The sequence below is a fragment of the Streptomyces sp. NPDC006879 genome (assembly GCF_042869595.1).
Taxonomy (GTDB): Bacteria; Actinomycetota; Actinomycetes; order Streptomycetales; family Streptomycetaceae; genus Streptomyces.
In genome coordinates, this window is sequence record NZ_JBIAGC010000026.1 from 57062 (window position 1) to 78917 (window position 21856).

Genomic DNA, 21856 nt, shown 5'->3' on the forward strand with positions numbered 1-21856 from the left:
GCGCTGACCACGCCCATGGGCCGGTGCTCGACCCGGGCCCGTAGGCGCGCGCGGGTGAGGATCGCCTCAGCTGGCCGAACCGGGTGACATTCGGCTCCCGTTGCGGTTGGTTGGGTGATCACCAGGGGAGGGCGCCGACTGGGCCCCCGCCGGGTGGCTGCGGGTCCCATGTCGTCGTTGTTTGTGGACACAGGAGAGAGCATGCGCGTTCCGATGACCATCGCCGACTTCCTCGACAGGGCGGAGCTGGGGTTCTCCTCCAGCCCCGGTGTGGTCGACGAACCCGGTCAGCCAGCGGTTCCGGTTCCGGAGTCCACGTACGGGCGGCTGGGCGAGCGGGTGCGCGCCTGGCAGGCGGGACTGGATGCGCTGGGTGTCGCGGAGGGTGAGCGGGTGGCGGTGGTGAGCCACAACTCGGCCCGCCTGCTGGAGCTGTTGTTCGCCGTGCCGATGAGCGGTCGGATCTGCGTGCCGGTCAACTTCCGACTGAAACCAGAGGAGGTGGAGTGCGTGGTGCGGCAGAGCGGGGCCTCGGTCCTGCTCGTCGATCCGGAGCTCGACGCCGCACTCGCCGGTGTCAAGGCGCGCCACCGGTTCGTACTCGGCGAGCAGACCGAGTCGGAGCTGATGCGTTTCGCAGTCGAGCCGCGCCCCTGGTCGAAGCCGGACGAGGATGCCACGGCGACCATCAACTACACCTCGGGTACCACTGCCCTCCCCAAGGGCGTGCAGCTGACCCACCGCAACATCTGGGTCAACGGCCTGACTTTCGGCCTGCACACCCGGGTGTGGGAGGGCGACGTCTATCTGCACACGCTGCCCATGTTCCACTGCAACGGCTGGGGAATGCCGTACGTGATGGCCGGGCTCGGCGTCAAGCAGGTGGTGTTGCGCAAGGTCGACGGTGCCGAGATCCTGCGCCGGGTCGAGGAGCACGCGGTGACGCTGATGTGTGGTGCGCCCGCGGTGTGGAACGCCGTTCTGGAGGCGGCCACCACCTGGCGGGGCCCCATCCCCGGGCGGGAACGGGTGCGGATCGTCTGCGCGGGTGCCCCGCCGCCCAGTCGGATGATCCAGCGCGTGAACGAGGAACTGGGCTGGGAGTTCACCCAGATCTACGGTCTGACGGAGACCTCTCCGCTGCTCACCTTCAACCGGGCGCGTTCGACCGACGCCCAGTTGCCCGCCGAGGAGCGGGCGCGCAAGCTGTCCCGCGCGGGCCTTCCGGCGCTCGGGGTGAAGTTGCGGGTTGCGGAGTCCGGTGAGGTCCTGGCCCGTTCGAACGTGGTGCTGGACGGCTACTGGGACAAGCCGCAGGAGACCGAGGCGGCCCTGGAAGACGGTTGGTTCCACACGGGTGACGGTGGCGAGTTCGACGAGTCCGACGGCCATCTGGTGATCTCGGACCGGAAGAAGGACGTCATCATCACGGGCGGGGAGAACGTGTCCTCGATCGAGGTGGAGGACGCCATCTTCAGCCACCCGGCGGTGGCCGAGGTGGCGGTCATCGGAGTGCCGCACGAGAAGTGGGGCGAGACGATCAAGGCGCTCGTGGTGCTGGTCGAGGGAGCCACCGCGCTGGAGGCCGAGATCATCGCCCACTGCAAGGAGCGGATGGCCGGCTACAAGGCACCGACCACGGTCGAGTTCCGGGAGGCCATCCCGCGCACGGCCACCGGCAAGATCCAGAAGTTCAAGCTGCGCCAACCGTACTGGGCCGGCTTCGACCGTGAGATCAACTGAAGTTGCCGCTGCACCGCCCTGCGCGGAAGGGGCTGGTTCGAGGCCCGGTGGCGATGTTGTGCTGACTCGACGCCGGGCACCGCGGTCCGGTGGCGGGCTCCGCCGAAGCCTCAACGAGTGGGCGCCTACGGTTTCGTCCACGGCGTGCGTGAGGGCGCTGCCGTGCGCGATACGTGGGGGAAACACACGGATGAGAGGGTACGGCGGATGAAGATCGAACTAGATGACCTCTCCGGTCCCGAGATCGCTGACTTCCTCCGGGCACATGTGCGGCAGATGCGCTCCCTGACTCCTGTGGAGAGCAAGCACGCCTTGGACCTCGAAGGGCTGCGCCGCAAGGAGGTGACCTTCTGGTCGGTGACCGACGGCGGGGTGGTGGTGGGCTGTGGGGCGCTCAAGCGGCTCGATGCGACGCACGCGGAGATCAAGTCGATGCGCACCGCGCCCGCGCGGCGGCGCAGCGGGGTCGCGGGGCGGTTGCTCGGTCACATCATCGGCGAAGCACGGTCGATGGGCCTGCACCGGCTCAGTCTGGAGACAGGGTCGGCGGAGCCCTTCGCGCCGGCCCGCGCCCTGTACGAGAAGTTCGAGTTCGCCTACTGCGGTCCCTTCGCGGACTACCGGGAGGATCCGCACAGTGCGTTCATGACACGCCTGGTGTAGTGCGAAGGCTCATGGGGCCGCCCACGTTCGCCACAGCTGCGGGGCGGGGGCGGTGCCTGGCCGGGCGGTGGCAAGCCGACGTGCCTGATCGGCTCGGCACCGCCCGGGGACGGGCCGATCGGAGATCAGAGCGGGAGGTGTGCCTCGATGGCCGCGATGATCTCGGGTGCCTCGGGTTCGGTGCGCGGACGGAAACGGCGAACCACCTCGCCCTGGGGCGAGATCAGGAACTTCTCGAAGTTCCACTGGACGTCTCCGGCCTCACCCTGCTCGTCGGGGGTCTTGACCAGCTCGGCGAAGAGCGGGTGGCGGTTCTCGCCGTTGACCTCGGTCTTCTCCAGCATGGGGAAGGTGATGCCGAAGCCGGTGGCGCAGAAGGTCTGGATGTCCTCCGCGGTACCGGGCTCCTGCCCTGCGAACTGGTTGCAGGGCACCCCGATGACGGTGAAACCGCGCGATTCGTAGGCGAACTGCAACCGGGCCAGGCCCGAGTACTGCGGCGTCAGTCCGCACTGGGAGGCGGTGTTGACGACCAGTACAGCCTTGCCCTTGAAGGACGCCAGGCTGGTGGGCTCATCGGACAGGGTGGTGAGCGGGATGTCGTACAGACTCAAGGCGGACTCCTCGGCGAACTGCGGTGGACCCTTCTACGCCCACGATGATGCCTGGTGCCCCGGGAGCCCCGACGCGGACCCCCGCTCGTGCTGCTGAAAGCCGGAGACGGACCGGGGCTTTGCTCGATCCGCCGGCGCTCCGAAAGGAGCCGAGCGACGGACGGTCTCAGGCGCCCAGCCGCAGGAATTCCTCCGCCGGCGCGTTGACGGGCTGCGGGGTGCCGGTGAGGTCGAGGACGAACAGGGGGATCTGAAGGTCCTCCGCTCTGGCTCTGGCCTCATGGGTGTATCCCGCGAGCGCGAAGTAGGCACTGGTCGCGGAGGCCGTCAGTCCGTTCAGCCAGACGCACTCCACCGCGCGAAGCGTCACCGGAATCGTCGTCGGGTCGACCTGTGCCACCAGTCCTGGAGCCCGCAGGTCCACGGCGGTCGCGGCGCTGGGGCGCGCATCGGGTTGGCGCACTTCGTGGAACCCCAGCCAGCGCAGGTAGAGCGCGGCGGCTGCCACCGCGTCCCTGGCCGTGCGGATCGTCACCGGCCGGAAGGCGGGGCGGGGGATCGAAGGTACGCGCTGCGCACCCGGTGCCGGCAGGATGCCGGCAGCCGCGCCCTGGGGGCGGGTCGGTCCACCGTCAGTGCGCATGTCATGGCCGACGTCGCGGGTCTTGGGCGGGAGCACCTGGCTCCGGGACGTGGAGTCCTCGCCGTCCCGCTCGTCCTGCTCGGTGTCGTCCCGGGCATCCACAGGACGTACGGGTAGCTGCACCACGGCCCCACAGGGGCAGCCCAGCTCCGGGTGGGGCCATTCGCTCTGCCGTCCGCAGGCGGTGCAGCGCACGCTGACCCAGGAGTCCGACCAGGTGCGGTGACGCAGGGGCGTGGGTTGCGTGCCGTGGTCCAGCGGCGGGGCCACGGGCGCCCCGCAGGGGCAGGGGAACGTGGGCGGGGCGTAGCTGTGCTCGCGCCGGCACGTGGGACAGCGCACCTGGACCGGTTCCGTCACGGATACCTCCCTGTCCTTCACTTCGCCCGCCGGGCGCGATCGCACTCGATGCCCCATCGTCTCCCACCGATGGTGCCGTGGGCGAGCCTTGGGCCCACTCGGCCGCCTGATTGTGCAACTCGCCAAATGAATGACGGCTTTTGGTGTGTTCCGTCGCTCGCCACTGCCTTGACGTGGTCCAGAACGGCCTCCTATGTTGTTCCGTATAGCAGAACAAATCTTCCGCATTACGGAAACAGCCTGATCGCAGGAGTACTCGATGCCTCGTATGACAGCCGCCGCGGCGGCAGTGGAGATCCTCAAGCGTGAGGGTGTTGCGCAAGCGTTCGGCGTTCCGGGCGCAGCGATCAATCCCTTCTATGCCGCGCTCAAGCACGTCGGTGGCATCAAGCACACGCTCGCCCGTCACGTCGAGGGCGCCTCGCACATGGCAGAGGGCTTCACCCGCACCAGCCCGGGCAACATCGGTGTGTGCATCGGGACCTCGGGCCCGGCCGGCACCGACATGATCACTGGCCTGTACTCCGCGATCGCGGACTCGATCCCGATCCTGTGCATCACCGGCCAGGCGCCCGTCGCCCGGCTACACAAGGAGGACTTCCAGGCCGTCGACATCGCCTCCATCGCCAAGCCGGTGACCAAGGCCGCAACGACCGTCCTGGAGGCCGCCCAGGTCCCCGGGGTCTTCCAGCAGGCCTTCCACCTGATGCGCTCCGGCCGCCCCGGCCCGGTCCTCATCGACCTGCCCATCGACGTCCAGCTCACCGAGATCGACTTCGACCCGGAGACCTACCAGCCGCTGCCGGTCTACAAGCCCACCGCGAGCCGTGCGCAGGTCGAGAAGGCCATCGAGTTCCTCCTGGAGTCAGAGCGCCCGCTGATCGTCGCCGGTGGCGGCGTCATCAACGCCGATGCGAGTGAACTGCTGGTCGAGTTCGCCGAGATCACCGGTACCCCGGTGATCCCCACCCTGATGGGCTGGGGCATCATCCCGGACGACCACGCGCTCAACGCCGGCATGGTCGGACTCCAGACCTCGCACCGCTACGGCAACGCCACGCTGCTGGCTTCGGACTTCGTCCTCGGCATCGGCAACCGCTGGGCCAACCGCCACACCGGGTCCGTCGAGGTCTACACCGAGGGCCGCAAGTTCGTCCACGTGGACATCGAGCCGACCCAGATCGGCAAGATCTTCGCCCCGGACTACGGAATCGCCTCGGACGCCAAGGCGGCCCTGGAACTCTTCGTCGAGGTGGCCGGGGAACTCAAGGCCGAGGGGCGCCTGCCGGACCGTTCCCAGTGGGCTGCCGCCGCGCAGGAGCGCAAGGCCACCCTTCAGCGCCGCACCCACTTCGATGACATCCCGATGAAGCCGCAGCGCGTCTACGAGGAGATGAACAAGGCGTTCGGGCCCGAGACCCGCTACGTCACCACCATCGGCCTCTCCCAGATCGCCGGTGCGCAGATGCTGCACGTCTACCGTCCGCGCCACTGGATCAACTGCGGCCAGGCCGGCCCCCTGGGCTGGACCGTTCCCGCCGCGATCGGCGTCGCCACCGCGGACCCGACGACCCCGGTGGTCGCGCTCTCCGGGGACTACGACTTCCAGTTCATGCTGGAGGAGCTGGCGGTCGGCGCCCAGCACAACGTCCCCTATGTCCATGTGCTGGTCAACAACGCCTACCTCGGCCTGATCCGCCAGGCACAGCGTAATCTGGACATCAACTTCCAGGTCAATCTGGAGTTCGAGAACATCAACTCCCCGGAGCTGGGCGTCTACGGCGTCGACCACGTCAAGGTCGTCGAGGGCCTGGGCTGCAAGGCGATCCGTGTCACCGACCCGAACGAACTGGGCGCTGCGTTCGAGCAGGCGAAGAAGCTCGCCGTGGAGCACCAGGTTCCGGTCGTGGTCGAGGCCATCCTGGAGCGGGTCACCAACATCTCCATGGCCGCTGCCGACATCGACAAGGTCAACGAGTGGGAAGAGCTCGCGACCGAGCCGGGGCACGCTCCGACCGCCATCCGCCCACTGGCCTGAGCGAACGGGCTCCTCTCCGGCGGGGCCCGAGTCCGCTCCTGTCACCGCTGGCCCGCGTGAGCCGCGGTCCGCCGTGGGGAGCCAACGCGGAGCGTCGGCCTCCGAGACCCGAAGTGGTCTCGGAGGCCGACGTTTTTGCGCGGACGCCGATTCCTGGCCCTGCGCTCCGCTCCGTGTCTCGACGACCGGGGAGGGCCAGTGGGTTGTGGCCGCCGGGGCATGCGGTACGCGCATCCACCACGAGCCTTTGCGAACCCGTACGCCACCTGATCGAGGCGAGCGTCCCCGGAGCAGCTCTTCGGGAGGGGAGGTTGGTGTGCGAAAGCGGGTCGAGTTCCTTGTCCAGCCCTTCGCCTCGGCGCGGTGGCGAAGGCGGTGGGGGTGGTTCTCCCGGTGGCGCCCGACCGTCGGCCGGTGCCGCCCGCGTAGCGGCCTTCCCCGTACGTCTTCGCGCCCGTTCGGCACGGAGCCCGGGTGGGTGCGGGCGCTTCCACACGGCTCCCCTGCTCAAGGCGCGTTGGCCAAGCACGCTCAAAGCGCCCAGGTCTGTGCGCCGAGCTGCCGGTTGCGAAGACGCAGGAGCCACCGGCCTCCAGGATGAGGGAACGGCGGAGCGCCGGGTCACGGGACCGTCCGTGACCCGGCGCTCGGCTGGGATGTGATGACCGCCCGACGGAACGAGGCTGGCGCGACAGGACGTTCGCACCGCCGGGCGGAGTCTTGCGGGGAGGTGGATGGCTGGGACCGTGGCAGTGAACGAAGGGCGCCCCGAGCGCCGTCTCCCTCAGGTCGAGAGACGGAACGTGGAACCCGTACCACCGCACTGGCTCGTTCGCCGCCACGGTCCTCGTCCTCCCGTACCGTGAACCACCCCTCATCCGGGTCCTCGGTCCGGGCCGGCACCCGGGGGCTGACCTCCCGTCAGTCCCCGGGCGCAGCTTGTTCAGTCCTCGCGCAGCGCGCGGACCGCTTCTTCGACCCGCTTGCCGTAGTCGGCGTCGGCGGCGTGGAAGTGTGCCAGGTTCTTCTCGACGACGTCCTCACGGGAGACCTGCGAGAGGCCGCCGGCAATGTTCGCCACCAGGCGCAGCTTCTCCTCCTCGGACATCAGGCGGTAGAGCTCACCGGCCTGGAAGAAGTCGTCGTCCTTGGTGTGCGCCGGCGCGGCGTGGGTGCCGGTGTGGCCGGAGAGCGCCGACGAGGCGCCGAGCGCCAGGCCGGTCTCGGCCGGGCCCTGGTAGGAGTTGGGCTCGTAGTTCTTGTCGTGGCGCGAGCCGTTGCGCAGGGCCATCGCTCCGTCGCGGCCGTAGTTCTGCGCGTCGGTCGCCTTCGGCGCGTTGACCGGCAGCAGGGTGTGGTTCACCCCGAGGCGGTAGCGCTGGGCGTCCGCGTAGGCGAACAGGCGGCCCTGGAGCATCTTGTCCGGCGAGGCGGTGGTGCCGGGGACGAAGTTGTTCGGAGAGAAGGCGGACTGCTCAACTTCGGCGAAGACGTTCTCCGGGTTGCGGTCCAGGACCAGGCGGCCCACGCGCTGCAGCGGGTAGTCACTGTGCGGCCACACCTTGGTGAGGTCGAAGGGGTTGAAGCGGTACTCAGCCGCCTCGGCGGCCGGCATGACCTGGACGTACAGCGTCCAGGACGGGTTCACGCCGCGCTCGATCGCCTGGAGCAGGTCGGTCTGGTGGGAGTTCGCGTCCTGGCCGACGAGCTCGGCGGCCTGCTCGGAGGACAGGCAACGGATGCCCTGGTTCGTCTTGAAGTGGTACTTGACGAAGAAGGCCTCGCCTTCGGCGTTGGTCCACTGGTAGGTGTGAGAGCCGTAGCCGTTCATGTGGCGGTAGGAGGCCGGGATGCCGCGGTCGCCCATCAGCCAGGTGATCTGGTGGGTGGCCTCGGGGGCGTGGGCCCAGAAGTCCCAGACGTTGTCCGCCTCCTGCTTGCCCGTGAACGGGTCGCGCTTTTGGGAGTGGATGAAGTCGGGGAACTTGATGGGGTCCTTGATGAAGAAGACCGGGGTGTTGTTGCCGACGAGGTCGTAGTTGCCCTCTTCGGTGTAGAACTTCAGGGCGAAGCCGCGCGGGTCGCGAACGGCGTCCGCGCCTCCGAGGGAGTCGGCGACGGTGGAGAAGCGCAGGAAGGTCTCGGTGCGCTTGCCGATCTCGTTCAGGAAGGCGGCGCTGGTGTAGGCGGTGACGTCGTCGGTGACCTCGAAGTAGCCGTACGCGGCGGAGCCGCGAGCGTGCACCACGCGCTCCGGGATGCGCTCGCGGTTGAAGCGGGCGAGCTTCTCCAGGAGCTGCTGGTCCTGGATGAGGAGCGGGCCACCGACGCCGGCGGTGGCGGAGTTCTGGTTGTCGGCGACCGGGGCGCCGGACTCGGTCGTAAGCACACGCTTCGACATGGTGACCTTCCGTACGTGGACCTGCTGACGGTGGACGGAAAGCGTCTTCCGTCATGCGGAGACTAAATTTCAGGCGACCGCATCGTCAACAGTTTGTTGAAGAACGGGGAGTGATCCGGACGGCGTCGACGCTTGGGCGCGACAGGACAGGTGTCAGCGCCGACGCCGTCCGGAAACCGGGGGAGCCGCCAGGTGGGCGGGCCGGAGGCTTAGACCTGCGAGCCGGAGAGCCGCTCGACGGCGCGCAGCAGTGCCGAGTGGTCCAGGCCGCCGTCGCCCTGGGCGCGCAGCGAGGCGACCAGCTGGGCGACGACCGCGCCGACCGGGAGGGCCGCGCCGACGTTGCGGGCGGCGTCGGTGACGATGCCCATGTCCTTGTGGTGCAGGTCGATGCGGAAGCCGGGCTGGAAGTCGCGGTTGAGGAAGTTGTCCTTCTTGCGGGTCAACACCGTGGAGCCGGCCAGGCCGCCGTTCAGGACGTCCAGAGCGGCACCAAGGTCCACGCCGGACTTCTCCAGGAAGACGACCGCCTCGGCACAGGCCTGGATGTTGACTGCGACGATCAGCTGGTTGGCCGCCTTGACGGTCTGGCCGGAGCCGTGCGGGCCGCACAGGACGATGGTCTTGCCGAGGGCTTCGAGGATCGGCAGGGCCGCGTCGAAATCGGTCTGCTCACCACCCACCATGATCGACAGCACTGCCTCGATGGCGCCGGCCTCGCCGCCGGACACCGGGGCGTCCAGGACGCGGATGCCCTTATCGGCGGCGTTCTTCGCAAGGTCGATCGAGGTCTGCGGGGTGATCGAGGACATGTCGATGACGAGCGCGCCGGGCTTTGCGTTCTCCAGGATGCCTGCCTCGCCGTACGCCACGGCCTCGACCTGGGGGGAGGCGGGCACCATCGTGACGATGACGTCGGCGTCCTTGACCGCCTCGGCGATCGACCCGGCCGCGCTGCCGCCGGCCGCCGCGAGGCGGTCCAGCTTGTCCTGTTCCAGCGTGAAGCCGGTGACCTGGTAGCCGGCCTTCAGCAGGTTCTCGGCCATGGGGGAGCCCATGATGCCGAGTCCGATCCAGGCGACCGAGGGGAGGGCCGGGGCGGAGCCAGCGGGGTTGCTCATGGTGGTGGTGCCTCTCTCAGACTGGGGGGAAAGCGACTTCACTTGGCCGCGCGGGCCTCGGTCGGGAGCCACGCGAAGGATGCGGTGGCGTCGGCGGCCTTGTACTCCAGGCCGATGTAGCCCTCGTATCCGGCCTGCGCCAGTTGGTCGAGGAGCTCTTCGAGCGGGAGCCCACCGGTGCCGGGGGCCCCGCGGCCGGGCTTGTCCGCGATTTGGACGTGTCCGGTCTTGTCGGCGTACTTCGTGATGACCGCGTGGAGGTCCTCGTCGTTCATCGCGAGGTGGTAAAGGTCGAGCAGGAACTTGGCGTTGCCCAGGCCGGTTGCCGCGTTCACCTTGTCCACGACCTCGATCGCGGCCTCCGCGCTCACCAGGGGATAGAGCGGCGACTCGGGCTTGTTGAGGGTCTCGATCAGCAGGACGGCGCCCACCCGGTCGGCGGCGCGGGCCGCGAGGACGAGGTTCTCCAGGGCCAGCTCGTCCTGGGCGGTCGGGTCAACGCCCTCGACGCGGTTGCCGTAGAGGGCGTTGAGGGCCTTGCAGCCCACCGACTGTGCGAAGTCCGCGGCGAGGTCGATGTTCGCGCGGAAGCGGTCCGATTCCTCGCCGGGCACCGAGAGGGCGCCGCGGTCGGGTCCGGGGAGTTGGCCGGCGTAGAAGTTCAGGCCCACCAGCTGGGTGCCGGCGTCCTCAAGGGCCTCCTTGAGGGCGTCGAGCTCACTCTGGTCGGGGGTCGGGGTCTCGATCCAAGGCCACCACAGCTCGACCGCGGTGAAGCCCGCAGCGGCGGCAGCCGCCGGGCGCTCCAGGAGCGGGAGTTCCGTGTAGAGGATCGAAAGGTTCACATCGAAGCGCTGGTCCGTGTATCCCATGAGGGGCGGCGCTCCTTCCGTATTGCGGAAGTTTGTTTCTGCTTGATGGAAGACTGCATGGAGCTCGGTGGTGGTGTCAAGTGGGGGCTGCCGGAAAAACGCGAACCGGCAGTAGGTTGGCCGCGTGCGATTGAGAGTGGAGTTCACGACCGAGCCCTTCGATCTCGAAGAGGCGCCCGCCCACGCCGAGGCTGCCCGGGACGTTATTCAGGAGGCCCGGCTCGACGCGGTGGACGTCGGCCCCTTCGGGAACACCGCGGAGGGCGAGTCCGACGAGGTGCTGCGAGCCGTGGGTGCACTGTTGCGTGAATCGCTCGCGGCGGGTGCTACGCGCGTCTCGCTGCAGGTCAACGTGATTCAGGAGGCCAGATGAGCGAGCTGCGCGACCATCCGTTCGTCGCCGCGGTCAAACCGCTGGTCGACGCCATGGGGGGCGAGATGGTGGACCCCTCCCGGGCTCGGCCCGACGACGTGGTGCTGGCTTGGGAGGGGCAGGACCTGCTCGCCGTGCGGCTGCCTCAGCTGTCCGACTCGCTGGACCACATCCTCGCCGCGCTGGAGCGCCAGCACGGCATGGCCCTGTCGGCGCTCGACCGCAAGACCAAGCAGTCGGTGGTGCGGATACTGGAGGCGCGTGGCGCCTTCGCGGTGCGGCACGGGGTGGAGACCGTGGCCGGCGCCCTCGGTGTCAGCCGCTTCACCGTCTACAACTACCTGAACCGCGAGAACGCCAGCCGGGGCGGCTGAGTCCGAGTGTCAGGAGCACCTGACCGCCCCCACCGGCCCGAGATCAAGAGCCGCCGCCCGAGCGCCCTGGGCGGCGGCTTTCTGCGCACGGAAAATTCAACAAAGTGTTGACGCCGTGTTGTCGAGGGCGTTAGCTATGCCCAGCCCGTCCAAGCACAAGGCCACGGAGGCTTCCCGTGACTTCGAGTCCGACATCCGGCCTCGCCCGGTTCAACACCTTGGTGGAGCACGAGGCCCAGGCCGCGCTCCACGAGGTTTGTGCCAGCTCGGCCTGGGTGAGCAGACTGCTCGCCCGGCGCCCGTACGCCAGCGCCGACGAGCTGTTCGCCGCGAGCGACGCCGCGATGGGCGAGCTCACCGCCGGCGACCTGCAGGAGGCGATGGCGGGTCACCCGCCGATCGGCCGCCCGAAGCCGGGAGACCCCACTTCCGCCCGTGAACAGCGCGGCATGGCCGGTGCCTCCGAGGAGCTGAAGGCACAACTGCTGGAGCTCAACCTGGCCTACCAGGAGAAGTTCGGTCACGTCTTCCTGATCTGCGCCACCGGTGCGACCGGGGAGCAGATGCGGGACGCGGTCAGGCTCCGGATCGAGAACTCTGCCGAGCGGGAGCGGGAGATCGCCCGCGGTGAGCTCGTCAAGATCAACCGAATCCGTCTGACCCGTCTCGTAGAAGGGGAGTGACCAGAGCATGAGCACCCAGACCACGGCCTCGGTGTCCACTCACATCCTGGACACCAGCATCGGCCGCCCCGCCGAGGGCGTCGCCATCTCGCTGTCGGCCCGCTCCGGCCCCGACGGTGACTGGACCGCCCTGGGGAGCAGCGCCACCGATGCCGACGGGCGTTGCAAGGACCTTCCGGCGCTGCCGGAGGGCACCACCCACGTGCGTCTCGACTTCGAGACCGAGACGTACTTTTCGAAGAAGCAAGCCGAGGCGCAGCAGGACGCCCCCCGCGTAAGGGACAGCGGTGCGTTCTTCCCCGAGGTGACCATCACCTTCGCGGTGAACCCGGGCGAGCACTACCACGTACCGCTGCTGCTCAACCCGTTCGGCTACTCCGTTTACCGAGGGAGCTAGCAGACATGCCCACGATTCTCGGCCAGAACCAGTACGGCAAAGCAGAGAACCGCGTCGTCAAGATCACGCGGGACGGCGACACCCACCACATCAAGGACCTGAACGTCTCGGTCGCCCTCTCTGGTGACATGGACGACGTCCACTACTCCGGCTCCAACGCCAACGTCCTGCCGACGGACACCACCAAGAACACGGTGTACGCCTTCGCCAAGGAGCACGGCATCGAGTCCGCCGAACAGTTCGGCATCCACCTCGCGCGTTGGTTCGTCACCAGCCAGGAGGCCATTTACCGGGCGCGCATCCGGATCGAGGAGTACTCCTGGGAGCGGATCGCGACCTCGGACGCCAACTCCAAGTTCATCGGCGCCGACCAGGTCAAGCACTCCTTCGTCCGCCAGGGCCAGGAGACCCGGGTCACCCAGATCACCTACGACGGTTCGAACTTCGAGGTCATCTCCGGCCTCAAGGACCTCGTGGTCATGAACTCCACGAACTCCGAGTTCTGGGGTTACGTGAAGGACAAGTACACCACCCTTCCGGAGGCGTACGACCGCATCCTGGCCACCCAGGTGTCAGCCCGCTGGCGGTTCAACTGGACCGACGACGAGCAGCGGATGCCCAACTGGGAGAAGTCCTACGAGCAGACCAAGAAGCACATGCTCCAGGCCTTCGCGGAGACCTACTCGCTCTCTCTCCAGCAGACCCTCTACCAAATGGGTTCGCGGATCATCAACCACCGTTCCGAGATCGACGAGGTCCGCTTCTCGCTCCCGAACAAGCACCACTTCCTCGTCGACCTCGAACCTTTCGGTCTCAAGAACGACAACGAGGTCTACTTCGCCGCGGACCGGCCCTACGGTCTGATCGAGGCCACGGTCCTGCGGGACGGCGTCGACGCGCGCATTCCCGTGGACATGACCAACCTCTGATCCCCCGGCCCCAGGCCTCGCACCAGAGGTACACGCGTCCCGGGACCCGCGAGGCCCCGGGACGCCCCCGCGACACCCCCTGCTTCTTGCATATCGGCACCCGGAGCACCCCACGGGGCGGCAGTACTGTCAGCTGTCAGGCCCCTGCATCCGGCACTCAAATCCGTGGGCCCTGCCGTGCCCGAACCGCCACCGAAAGCACGAGGACAGAGCCATGGCCGCATCGGCAGCCCCTGACAGCACGGTCGAGCGCATCGTCATCGAGAACTGCGCCGTCGCGACGGTCGACGCCAACGACACCGAGTACGCCAGCGGACACGTCGTCGTCGCCGGCAACCGGATCGAATCCGTCGGTGCCGGCCGGGCTCCCGCAGGCCTCGAAAACGTGGTGCGCCACATTGACGGCACGGGCCATCTGGCCACTCCGGGCCTGGTCAACACCCATCACCACTTCTACCAGTGGATCACCCGCGGCCTGGCCACCGACCACAACCTCTTCAACTGGCTCGTGGCGCTGTACCCGACCTGGGCGCGCATCGACGAGCAGATGGCCTACACCGCCGCCCAGGGCTCCCTGGCCATGATGGCCCGCGGGGGTGTGACCACCGCGATGGACCACCACTACGTCTTCCCCCGGGGCTCCGGAGACCTGTCCGGCGCGATCATCCGCGCCGCCTCGGAGGTGGGCGTCCGTTTCACCCTCGCCCGCGGCTCGATGGACCGCAGTGAGAAGGACGGCGGCCTGCCCCCGGACTTCGCGGTCGAGACCCTCGACGGCGCCCTCGCCGCCACCGAGGAAACCGTGCGCAAGCACCATGACGCCTCCTTCGACGCCATGACCCAGGTCGCCGTCGCCCCCTGCTCTCCCTTCTCGGTCTCCACCGAACTCCTCGCGCAGGGCGCCGAGCTCGCTCGCCGACTCGGTGTGCGGATGCACACCCACGGCAGCGAGACCGTCGAGGAGGAGAAGTTCTGCCATGAGCTCTTCGGCATGGGCCCGACCGACTACTTCGAGTCGACGGGTTGGCTCGGCGAGGACGTGTGGATGGCGCACAGCGTCCACATGAACGACTCGGACATCGCCGCCTTCGCCCGGACCAAGACCGGCGTGGCCCACTGCCCGTCCTCGAACGCCCGCCTGGCCGCCGGAATCGCCCGCGTTCCTGACATGCTCGCCGCGGGAGTTCCGGTCGGTCTCGGTGTGGACGGCACCGCGTCCAACGAATCCGGCGAACTCCACACCGAGCTGCGCAACGCCCTGCTGATCAACCGACTCAACCCGGTGCACCGCGAGCGCGCGCTCAACGCCCGCCAGGCGCTGCGCCTGGGCACCTACGGCGGCGCTCAGGTCCTCGGGCGCGCTGAGCAGATCGGTTCCCTCGAAGCCGGCAAGCTCGCCGACCTCGTCCTGTGGAACCTGAGCACCCTCGCGCACTCCTCCATCGCCGACCCGGTGACCGCGCTGGTATTCGGCGCTGCCGCCCCCGTCACCCTCTCGCTGGTCAACGGCAGGCAGATCGTCGAGGACAACCGGCTGCTGTTCGCCGATGAGGACGCCATCGCCCTTTCCACTCGGGACGAGGCCCGGCGTCTGGCCCGGATCGCCGCCCAAGCTTGATCCGGATCCCTGGAGTCCGGTCGGGGGGGACGGCCCTCGACCGGCACCGTGGGCCCGAGCGGGGCCCGCGGCAACCACACCGGGGGGTGCGGACCATCGATACTCCGCACCCCCCGGCGTGGTGACTCGTGACACCAGTGGCGCCCAACACGCGGGATACCCACGCGAGACGAACCACCGGGCGACGCGCCCGTCCCCCACACCCCTCCTTCGTCGTCCGCACCACCAGCACCGCCCGGAACGATCCGCACCGTTTTCGCACCACCTCCATGACACCCGCGTCCCCGCCGACGCGTAACCGACCGGAGGAAGCCGTGGCCCAATGGCCCAGGTTCCGCAAAGACGTAGTTGCCGCATCCGCCGAAGCGGAGGAGAAGCACCCGGTCGACGAGACCCTCCCTGCGCTCAAGATGTTCACCAGCGGCCTCCAACACGTGGCCGCCATGTACGCCGGGGTCGTCGCCCCGCCGATGATCGTCGGACCCGCGGTGGGGCTCTCCCCAAGCCAAACGGCGTTCCTGATGGGCGCCTCGCTCTTCACCGCAGGTATCTGCACGCTCCTTCAGACCCTCGGCTTCTGGAGGGTCGGAGCCAAGCTCCCCTTCGTCAACGGGGTGTCCTTCGCGGGCGTGACCCCCATGATCGCCATTGGCAAGGGCGAGGGGGAGAGCGCCATCCCCGTCATCTTCGGCGCGATCATCGTCGCCGGACTGTTGGGGTTCTTCGCCGCCCCCTATTTCGGCAAGTTGGTGCGCTTCTTCCCGCCGGTGGTCACCGGCACAGTCATCACGCTCATCGGCGTGTCCTTGTTGCCGGTGGCCTTCAACTGGTCCCAGGGCGGCAATTCCGTTGCTGACGACTACGGTTCGACGACCAACGTCACGATGGCCGCCCTCACCTTCGTGATCGTCCTGTTGATGCGCAAGCTGCTTCGCGGATTCCTCCAGCAGATCGCCATCCTGCTGGGGCTGTTGGCCGGCACCCTGATCGCGATACCGGTGGGAATCACGGACTTCTCCGCAATCGGACAGGCCGATCTGGTCGGCTTCCCCGCGCCGTTCCACTTCGGAGCCCCGCAGTTCCAGATCGCTGCGATCATCTCGATGTGCATCGTGATGCTGGTCTGCATGACCGAGTCGACCGCCGACATCCTCGCCCTCGGCAAGATCGTCGGGCGGCCGGCCGACCAGCGGACCATCGAGGGCGGGCTGCGAGCCGACACCCTCGGCAGCGCGCTGAGCCCGTTCTTCAACGGGTTCATGTGTAGCGCCTTCGCCCAGAACATCGGCCTGGTCGCCATGACCAAGGTCCGTAGCCGGTTCGTGGTCGCGGCGGGCGGCGGCATCCTGATCCTGTTGGGGCTCTGTCCGGTCGCCGCCTCGGTGATCGCCCTGGTGCCGCTGCCGGTGCTCGGCGGCGCCGGGATCGTCCTCTTCGGCTCGGTGGCCGCGAGCGGCATCCAGACACTGGCGGGTGCTTCGATGGAGAAGGGGGAGAACGCCCTCATCGTGGCCGCGTCCCTGGGCGTGGGGCTCATCCCGATCGCGGCTCCGAACTTCTACCACTCCTTCCCCGAGGACCTGCTCGTGGTCCTCGACTCGGGCATCAGTACCGGCTGTGTGGTGGCCATCGCGCTGAACCTGGCCTTCAACCACCTGGGGTCGAGGAAGTCCGCGGCTGCCGCCCCGGAGGTGGCGGCGGCGCACTGAGGCCAAAGCAGGTACACCTCTACATGTGATGTTGCACGGTCACCGGTACTCGATGACCGTGCAACACCGTCTACCGCGCGATGGGTTCACCTCGCGGGCACCGTCCCGCCGGTTCCGGTGAACGCAGCAGCAGCCGGGACGGGGCGCACGAGCACCACCCATCACGCCGTGGGCCCGGTCGACGGCCACGGCCCCGTCCTCCTCGGCAACGAACATGTCGATCAGTGAGCGGCGCCCTCGGGCTGCTGCCTCCGAGGGCCGGACGGTCGGATCGACGACCTGCTCGTCCGACACCGTACGAGGACGACCAGGTCTCGGCCTCTCCGGAAACCCGTCAGGCACCAACCGCTCGGCGCCGGTCGGATCCGGCGGCGCGAGCTTCCGCGCCGCCGGATGCCACATGAGCCGGCTCCTCGCGACCTGAGACCAACGAGTTCTACGGCAGTGAGGTCAGATACATCCCGTTGCGGTCCCCGCCAGCCGTGTTGCGACAGCTGTGGTTGCCCGAACCCTTGGCATAGACGAGCGTGAGGCAGCGACCCAGCGCGAGTTGGCCGTAGTAGTTGGGGTGCATGGACTCCTGGATCAAGCTCTGGGTCTCCGTGCTGTCGATCCAGCGGGCCCACTCGCTGCTGCCCGCGGACGCGGGTGCCGAGGAACTCACGTGCTTGCTCGCCTTGGCGCACACCTCCCGCCCCTGGAGGGCGTCCCGCAGGTCGAGGAACTGAGTTCCCTTGGCCGCGGCCACGGCCTTCAGCCGGTCAGCGATCTGCGGCACGAGTTGGTCCCGGGCCCAGTCCGAGTCCCGGTTCCAGAACGGGCAACCGCCGCTGCGCCAGCGACTCCAGTCGTGCTCGGAGTAGCGGTTCTCGGAGGCGCGGGGGATCGGTGAGGGGTAGGACTGAAGGACGATCCGGTAGTCATCGGCGCCGTAACCCGCAGCAGTCATCACGGCGCGGATCTCGTCTACCGACTTGCCCACTTTGGCCATCACGGTGTTGATCTTGGCGTCGACCTCGCGCTGCTGGTCGTCGTAGCAGTACGAGTACCAGATGATGAAGTCCTTGGCGCAGGTCTCGATGATGTCCGCGAACCCGAGGTCGTTGCCGCCGATGGACAGCGCAATGACCTTGACCTCGTGGCTGGCGGCGACGGATGCGAGCTGGTCGGCTTGTGGAGCCTCGCCCTTGTAGCCCACACCACCCTTGGAGGCCCGGAAAACGTTGTCAGTCACCGCTCCGGAGCAGGCGAGGTTGATGAGCGCCTCGGTGGTGCCGGTGGCGCTCTTGACCTCGGCCGAGTCGGAACGGTGGCAACCGTTGGCGGCCGTGGCGCCGTAGACGCGGGACGGGTCGTATACGGAGCCGCTGACCCAGGCCCGGTCGGTTCCGTTGCGGTTGCCGCTGTTGGTGAGGCTGTTGCCCTTCCAGCGCCCCGCCTCACCCGAGATGTAGCTGTCGCCGAGCGTCACGATGGCGGTGGGGCCCCGACCGGAGCTCTCGGCGGCCCGCGCGGCCGTGGCGCTGAACAGCGCGTTGAACGCGAGCGGCAGCGCGAGTGCGACCGCGCCCATGGCCCGGACCCGGTAGGGGACCCGTCGGCGGGGCCTGGTGTGGATCTGCCCGTGCGGTGGGTGGGATCTGCTGGCGGTGCCCAATCCGATCACTGGGAACTCCTGCGTTCGGCCACGCTGGAGTGGGGACTCCAGCGCATGGCTTGATGAGTGGGGGTACCGCCGGCCGGTGGCAACCGGGAATCTGGCACGCCGCAGGTTGTTACCGCTAGGTATCCGCAGGTTTCGTTTTGATCACGGCCGACCGTCCGTTCGGTTCCAGGCCGGTGTGGTGGGCCGTGAGCGGGGCAGGGCATGGAGGTGCCCCCGGCGCCGTCGGTGGGCGTCGGGGGCACCGGTGGTCCGGCTTGTTCCGGGGTAGGAGCTCTCGGGCAGCCTCCGGACGCTGGCCGAAAACCGCGATGTCCGGATCGCCCCGGACACGCCCCTGGCGTGTCCGGGGCGATCCGATGACACGCCCGGTGGGTGCGGGGTGGCGCTCCGCCCGGTCGCTGCCGGCGCGGCTCAGCGAGCGGTCAGCTGTTCGTAGGCGGGCAGGGTGAGGAAGTCCACGTAGTCGGTGTCCAGGGATACCTGGAGCAGTAGGTCGTGGGCCTGCTGCCAAGCACCGGCGGCGAAGGCATCCTCGCCGATCTCCGCTCGGATGGCGGCGAGTTCCTCCGCCGCGACGGCGCGGACGAGCTCGGCGGTGGCGGCTCGGCCGTCCTCGAAGACCACCCCCGCGTTGATCCACTGCCAGATCTGTGAACGTGAGATCTCAGCGGTGGCCGCGTCCTCCATCAGGTTGAAGATGGCGACGGCGCCGAGGCCGCGCAGCCAGGCTTCGATGTAGCGGATCCCGACCTGCACGGCGTTGCGCAAGCCCCCGAAGGTGGGGCGGGCGTCGAGGGAGTCGATGGCGGTCAGGTCGCCCGGGGCGACCGCGACGTCCTCGCGCAACCGGTCCTTCTGGTTGGGCTCGTCGCCGAGGACCGCGTCGAAGGAGGCCATGGCGATCGGGACCAGGTCCGGGTGGGCGACCCAGGAGCCGTCGAAGCCGTCAGCGGCCTCCCGGTCCTTGTCGGCCTTGACCTTTTCGAAGGCGACCTTGTTGACCTCGGCGTCCCGGCGGGAGGGGATGAAGGCGGCCATGCCGCCGATGGCGTGTGCACCGCGCTTGTGGCAGGTCCGGACGAGGAGTTCGGTGTACGCGCGCATGAACGGAGCTGTCATCGTCACCGCGTTGCGGTCGGGCAGCACGAACTTCTGTCCGCCGTCGCGGAAGTTCTTGACGATGGAGAAGAGGTAGTCCCAGCGTCCCGCGTTCAACCCGGCGGCATGATCACGCAGTTCGTAGAGGATCTCTTCCATCTCGTAGGCTGCCGTGATGGTTTCGATCAGGACGGTGGCCCGGACGGTGCCCTGTGGGATGCCGACGTAGTCCTGGGCGAAGACGAAGATCTCGTTCCAGAGGCGAGCCTCCAGGTGGGATTCCGTCTTGGGCAGGTAGAAGTAGGGTCCCTTGCCGAGGTCGATCAGCGTTCGGGCGTTGTGGAAGAAGTAGAGGCCGAAGTCGACGAGGGCCCCGGGCACGGCCACCCCGTCGAGTTGCAGGTGGCGCTCGTTGAGGTGCCAGCCGCGCGGACGCATCACCACGGTGGCGAGCTCGTCCGCGGGGCGCAGGCGGTACGACTTGCCGCTGCGGTCGTCGGTGAAGTCGATCCGACCCGCGTAGGCGTCCATGAGGTTGAGCTGGCCGAGGATGACGTTCTCCCAGGTGGGAGCGGATGCGTCCTCGAAGTCGGCGAGCCAGACCTTGGCGCCCGAGTTCAGGGCGTTGATGGTCATCTTCCGGTCGGTCGGGCCGGTGATCTCCACGCGCCGGTCGTTCAGTGCGGCCTGGGCCGGGGCCACCTTCCAGTCGCCCTCGCGGACCTGTGCGGTGTCCGGGAGGAAGTCGAGGTGGGAGGTGCGGGCGATCTCGGCGCGGCGCTCGGCGCGGCGGGCGAGGAGCTCGTCCCGGCGTGGGGTGAAACGCCGGTGCAGCTCGGCCACGAAGGCGAGTGCCGCTTCGGTGAGGACTTCGTCCTGCCGTGGCAGGGGGTCGGCATCGACGATGGCCAGCGAGGACGGCGCTGGTGCTGACATGACGGTCACTCCTTCAGCGGCGGTGCCTGGCGGCCGCTGGAATGCACTTGCGCGGGCACTGCGCGGCACGCAGTGCCGTCGTGGTGCGAGGTTCCGGTACGCGGTCGCGGGCGCCGTCTAGGGTACAGGGCGCTTCTGACCAGTGGATAGTAATTTCCTCATGGTGGAAGTTCAATGGTTTGTTGATGTCGAGATTCTTCTGGTCGACACAAGTGCCGCCAAACGGCCCCCGGGTGGCTCTGAGTGCCACCACGGTCACTACCCGCTCCCCGGTGTGCGGTACGCCTCAGCGGAGCCGGTCGAGGTCCGCCGGAACGTCGATGTCATACGGCTCGGCGATGTCCGCGCACTCCACCAGGGTGATGTCCGCCGAATGGCGGGTCAGATGGTCCCGGGCGCCCCGGTCCCCGAGAGCCGTCGCCGTGATGTCGGGCCACCGCGCGGCACCGAAGAGCACCGGGTGGCCGCGCCGGCCCCCGTACGAGGCGGCCACCAGGCTCTGAGGCGAGCGGTAGGCGGCGCGTACCCGAGCAACGGCGTCGGGGCCGATGCCGGGCTGGTCGACCAGACTGACGAGCGCCGCGTCGCACCCACCGTCAGCGAGCGCGGCCAGACCGACGCGCAACGAGGAACCCATTCCCTCCTGCCAGTCGGGATTCTCCGACACGACGCAGTCGCCGAGGTCGGCACGCGCCCGTACCTCGGTGGCAGCGGCACCCAGGACCACGTGCAGCGGCCAGCAGCCCCCCTTGCGCAGGCTGCTGAGGGCGTGCTCGACCAGCGGGCGGCCCTCGTGGACCAGGAGCGCCTTGGGGTGACCTCCCAGCCGTCGGCCACCGCCGGCCGCGAGTAGCAGGCCTGCGACCTTGGGTGAGTCCGGGCGCGCGGAGTGATTCGAAGGCATGGGGACTGCATACCACCGCTGCCTCCCGACGGCGGTACAAGGACCGTAGAGCTGAATTTCCGGCGGCAAGCTGGCGCCGCGGGCGCGGGGTGGGTTAACTGGCCCGCGCACCCTCGGGCGGCAGCCCGGCGGGCGCCCTCGGCGGGTGGGCGGGTAGCGGTGTGAGGGGGCTGTGTTGGTGGGTGTGGGCAGCGGACGTGTGGGGCGGCGCCAGCTGGGTGTGAGTGGTGATGACCCGGCGGTCGCCGACTTATGCCGGGCCGTGTCCCGGCTCCGCCGTGCACTGGCCGGATACCCGGGCGAGTTCACTGACCGGACCATCGCCGAGGACGAGCTTGCGGCGCTGTACGCCATGACGGCCGGTGGGGCGCCGGAGGTGGCTCGACTGCGACGGTCGCTCCTCCTGATCGCCGGTGCGATCGGCTCGATGAGCGCGTTGTCAGAGCCCCTTGCCGAAGTGCGTTCGGCCATAGAGGGGTTCGGCCTGCCAGCGAGCCGGACGGGGGCGGACGGCAGGTCCGCGGACCCGTCAGCCCCGGATGTCCGGCCCACCCTGACGCCCTCGATGGGAAGCGTCGCATCCGCCGCGGCGGAGTTGCCGGGGCCGACCTCCGTGAGCGAGTCCGGAGGCTGAAAGGAGCTCCTTCAACCCGGCTCCTGCTCGACGTGCTCCCCGCCTTGCACGATCGGCGGCGGTATGCCGGCGGCTGGTCT

At 68.7% G+C, this 21856-nt stretch carries 18 protein-coding genes and 1 pseudogene; 11 read left to right on the forward strand and 8 right to left on the reverse strand.

Features of this window, described 5'->3' with window-relative positions; translation table 11 throughout:
* Positions 1 to 201 precede the first annotated feature (201 nt).
* Both ACFYMC_RS19685 and ACFYMC_RS19690 read left to right on the forward strand, forming a co-directional pair.
* Entirely contained in the window at positions 202 to 1743 is a 1542-nt protein-coding gene (locus ACFYMC_RS19685; RefSeq protein WP_388526698.1) for an AMP-binding protein, read from the forward strand.
* Positions 1744 to 1950: 207 nt separating this feature from the next.
* Positions 1951 to 2406: a GNAT family N-acetyltransferase gene (locus ACFYMC_RS19690; protein ID WP_388526701.1), complete on the forward strand. Its 456-nt coding sequence runs from the start codon at positions 1951 to 1953 to the stop codon at positions 2404 to 2406.
* Between the two features lie 125 nt (positions 2407 to 2531).
* On the opposite strand, the gene ACFYMC_RS19695 is transcribed toward ACFYMC_RS19690, so the two are convergent.
* Positions 2532 to 3020 (reverse strand): glutathione peroxidase, encoded by a 489-nt coding sequence (locus tag ACFYMC_RS19695; RefSeq protein ID WP_388526704.1) that lies wholly within the window; start codon positions 3018 to 3020, stop codon positions 2532 to 2534.
* Between the two features lie 166 nt (positions 3021 to 3186).
* Positions 3187 to 4023 (reverse strand): hypothetical protein, encoded by an 837-nt coding sequence (locus ACFYMC_RS19700; RefSeq protein WP_388526706.1) that lies wholly within the window; start codon positions 4021 to 4023, stop codon positions 3187 to 3189.
* A gap of 259 nt (positions 4024 to 4282) precedes the next feature.
* Between ACFYMC_RS19700 and gcl the strand changes: the two genes are divergently transcribed.
* Positions 4283 to 6061, forward strand: coding sequence for a glyoxylate carboligase (gene gcl / locus ACFYMC_RS19705; RefSeq protein WP_388526708.1), 1779 nt, complete (start codon positions 4283 to 4285; stop codon positions 6059 to 6061).
* A gap of 943 nt (positions 6062 to 7004) precedes the next feature.
* Here gcl and ACFYMC_RS19710 read toward each other — a convergent pair.
* From ACFYMC_RS19710 to ACFYMC_RS19720, 3 genes are all read right to left on the reverse strand, one after another.
* On the reverse strand, positions 7005 to 8462 hold the full coding sequence (locus ACFYMC_RS19710; RefSeq protein WP_388526711.1) for a catalase: 1458 nt from the start codon (positions 8460 to 8462) through the stop codon (positions 7005 to 7007).
* Between the two features lie 209 nt (positions 8463 to 8671).
* Positions 8672 to 9583, reverse strand: a complete 912-nt coding sequence (locus tag ACFYMC_RS19715; protein WP_388526714.1) for a 2-hydroxy-3-oxopropionate reductase — start codon at positions 9581 to 9583, stop codon at positions 8672 to 8674.
* A gap of 38 nt (positions 9584 to 9621) precedes the next feature.
* The gene (locus tag ACFYMC_RS19720) at positions 9622 to 10455 is read right to left on the reverse strand and encodes a TIM barrel protein (RefSeq protein WP_388526718.1); all 834 of its coding nucleotides are present in this window, start codon (positions 10453 to 10455) and stop codon (positions 9622 to 9624) included.
* 124 nt (positions 10456 to 10579) lie between these two features.
* Between ACFYMC_RS19720 and ACFYMC_RS19725 the strand changes: the two genes are divergently transcribed.
* The 7 genes from ACFYMC_RS19725 (at position 10580) to ACFYMC_RS19755 (ending at position 16538) form a co-directional block, all read left to right on the forward strand.
* Positions 10580 to 10828: a thiamine-binding protein gene (locus tag ACFYMC_RS19725; RefSeq protein WP_388526721.1), complete on the forward strand. Its 249-nt coding sequence runs from the start codon at positions 10580 to 10582 to the stop codon at positions 10826 to 10828.
* Positions 10825 to 11202: a helix-turn-helix domain-containing protein gene (locus ACFYMC_RS19730; RefSeq protein WP_388526723.1), complete on the forward strand. Its 378-nt coding sequence runs from the start codon at positions 10825 to 10827 to the stop codon at positions 11200 to 11202. The genes ACFYMC_RS19725 and ACFYMC_RS19730 overlap by 4 nt, the downstream gene beginning before the upstream one ends.
* Positions 11203 to 11378: 176 nt before the next feature.
* Positions 11379 to 11885, forward strand: a complete 507-nt coding sequence (gene uraD / locus ACFYMC_RS19735; RefSeq protein ID WP_388526725.1) for a 2-oxo-4-hydroxy-4-carboxy-5-ureidoimidazoline decarboxylase — start codon at positions 11379 to 11381, stop codon at positions 11883 to 11885.
* 7 nt (positions 11886 to 11892) lie between these two features.
* Positions 11893 to 12282, forward strand: coding sequence for a hydroxyisourate hydrolase (gene uraH, locus ACFYMC_RS19740; protein WP_388526728.1), 390 nt, complete (start codon positions 11893 to 11895; stop codon positions 12280 to 12282).
* A gap of 5 nt (positions 12283 to 12287) precedes the next feature.
* Positions 12288 to 13211 carry a factor-independent urate hydroxylase gene (gene pucL, locus ACFYMC_RS19745; protein WP_388526731.1) on the forward strand — a complete coding sequence of 308 codons (924 nt, stop codon included), beginning with the start codon at positions 12288 to 12290 and terminating at the stop codon, positions 13209 to 13211.
* 214 nt (positions 13212 to 13425) lie between these two features.
* The gene (locus tag ACFYMC_RS19750) at positions 13426 to 14829 is read left to right on the forward strand and encodes an 8-oxoguanine deaminase (RefSeq protein WP_388526734.1); all 1404 of its coding nucleotides are present in this window, start codon (positions 13426 to 13428) and stop codon (positions 14827 to 14829) included.
* Between the two features lie 314 nt (positions 14830 to 15143).
* Entirely contained in the window at positions 15144 to 16538 is a 1395-nt protein-coding gene (locus ACFYMC_RS19755) for a nucleobase:cation symporter-2 family protein (RefSeq protein WP_388526737.1), read from the forward strand.
* 436 nt (positions 16539 to 16974) lie between these two features.
* Here ACFYMC_RS19755 and ACFYMC_RS19760 read toward each other — a convergent pair whose 3' ends face one another.
* The 3 genes from ACFYMC_RS19760 to ACFYMC_RS19770 form a co-directional block, all read right to left on the reverse strand.
* On the reverse strand, positions 16975 to 18204 hold the full coding sequence (locus tag ACFYMC_RS19760) for a GDSL-type esterase/lipase family protein (RefSeq protein WP_388526740.1): 1230 nt from the start codon (positions 18202 to 18204) through the stop codon (positions 16975 to 16977).
* A 411-nt stretch (positions 18205 to 18615) separates the two neighbouring features.
* A complete protein-coding gene (gene aceB, locus ACFYMC_RS19765) occupies positions 18616 to 20238 on the reverse strand; it encodes a malate synthase A (RefSeq protein ID WP_388526743.1) in 1623 nt (540 codons plus the stop codon).
* Positions 20239 to 20524: 286 nt separating this feature from the next.
* A complete protein-coding gene (locus tag ACFYMC_RS19770) occupies positions 20525 to 21142 on the reverse strand; it encodes an NTP transferase domain-containing protein (RefSeq protein ID WP_388526745.1) in 618 nt (205 codons plus the stop codon).
* Positions 21143 to 21341: 199 nt separating this feature from the next.
* Here ACFYMC_RS19770 and ACFYMC_RS19775 point away from each other — a divergent pair.
* Positions 21342 to 21641: pseudogene (locus ACFYMC_RS19775) on the forward strand (DUF5955 family protein); the annotation flags it as partial.
* Positions 21642 to 21856 lie beyond the last annotated feature (215 nt).

Bases quoted from the DNA above. Each gene is read 5' to 3' on its own strand.
- ACFYMC_RS19750 (WP_388526734.1), top strand. From the start codon at position 13,426: ATGGCCGCATCGGCAGCCCCTGACAGCACGGTCGAGCGCATCGTCATC.
- gcl (WP_388526708.1), top strand. From the start codon at position 4,283: ATGCCTCGTATGACAGCCGCCGCGGCGGCAGTGGAGATCCTCAAGCGT.
- aceB (WP_388526743.1), bottom strand. From the start codon at position 20,238: ATGTCAGCACCAGCGCCGTCCTCGCTGGCCATCGTCGATGCCGACCCC.
- ACFYMC_RS19720 (WP_388526718.1), bottom strand. From the start codon at position 10,455: ATGGGATACACGGACCAGCGCTTCGATGTGAACCTTTCGATCCTCTAC.
- ACFYMC_RS19690 (WP_388526701.1), top strand. From the start codon at position 1,951: ATGAAGATCGAACTAGATGACCTCTCCGGTCCCGAGATCGCTGACTTC.
- ACFYMC_RS19730 (WP_388526723.1), top strand. From the start codon at position 10,825: ATGAGCGAGCTGCGCGACCATCCGTTCGTCGCCGCGGTCAAACCGCTG.
- pucL (WP_388526731.1), top strand. From the start codon at position 12,288: ATGCCCACGATTCTCGGCCAGAACCAGTACGGCAAAGCAGAGAACCGC.
- ACFYMC_RS19685 (WP_388526698.1), top strand. From the start codon at position 202: ATGCGCGTTCCGATGACCATCGCCGACTTCCTCGACAGGGCGGAGCTG.
- ACFYMC_RS19715 (WP_388526714.1), bottom strand. From the start codon at position 9,583: ATGAGCAACCCCGCTGGCTCCGCCCCGGCCCTCCCCTCGGTCGCCTGG.
- ACFYMC_RS19770 (WP_388526745.1), bottom strand. From the start codon at position 21,142: ATGCCTTCGAATCACTCCGCGCGCCCGGACTCACCCAAGGTCGCAGGC.
- ACFYMC_RS19710 (WP_388526711.1), bottom strand. From the start codon at position 8,462: ATGTCGAAGCGTGTGCTTACGACCGAGTCCGGCGCCCCGGTCGCCGAC.
- uraH (WP_388526728.1), top strand. From the start codon at position 11,893: ATGAGCACCCAGACCACGGCCTCGGTGTCCACTCACATCCTGGACACC.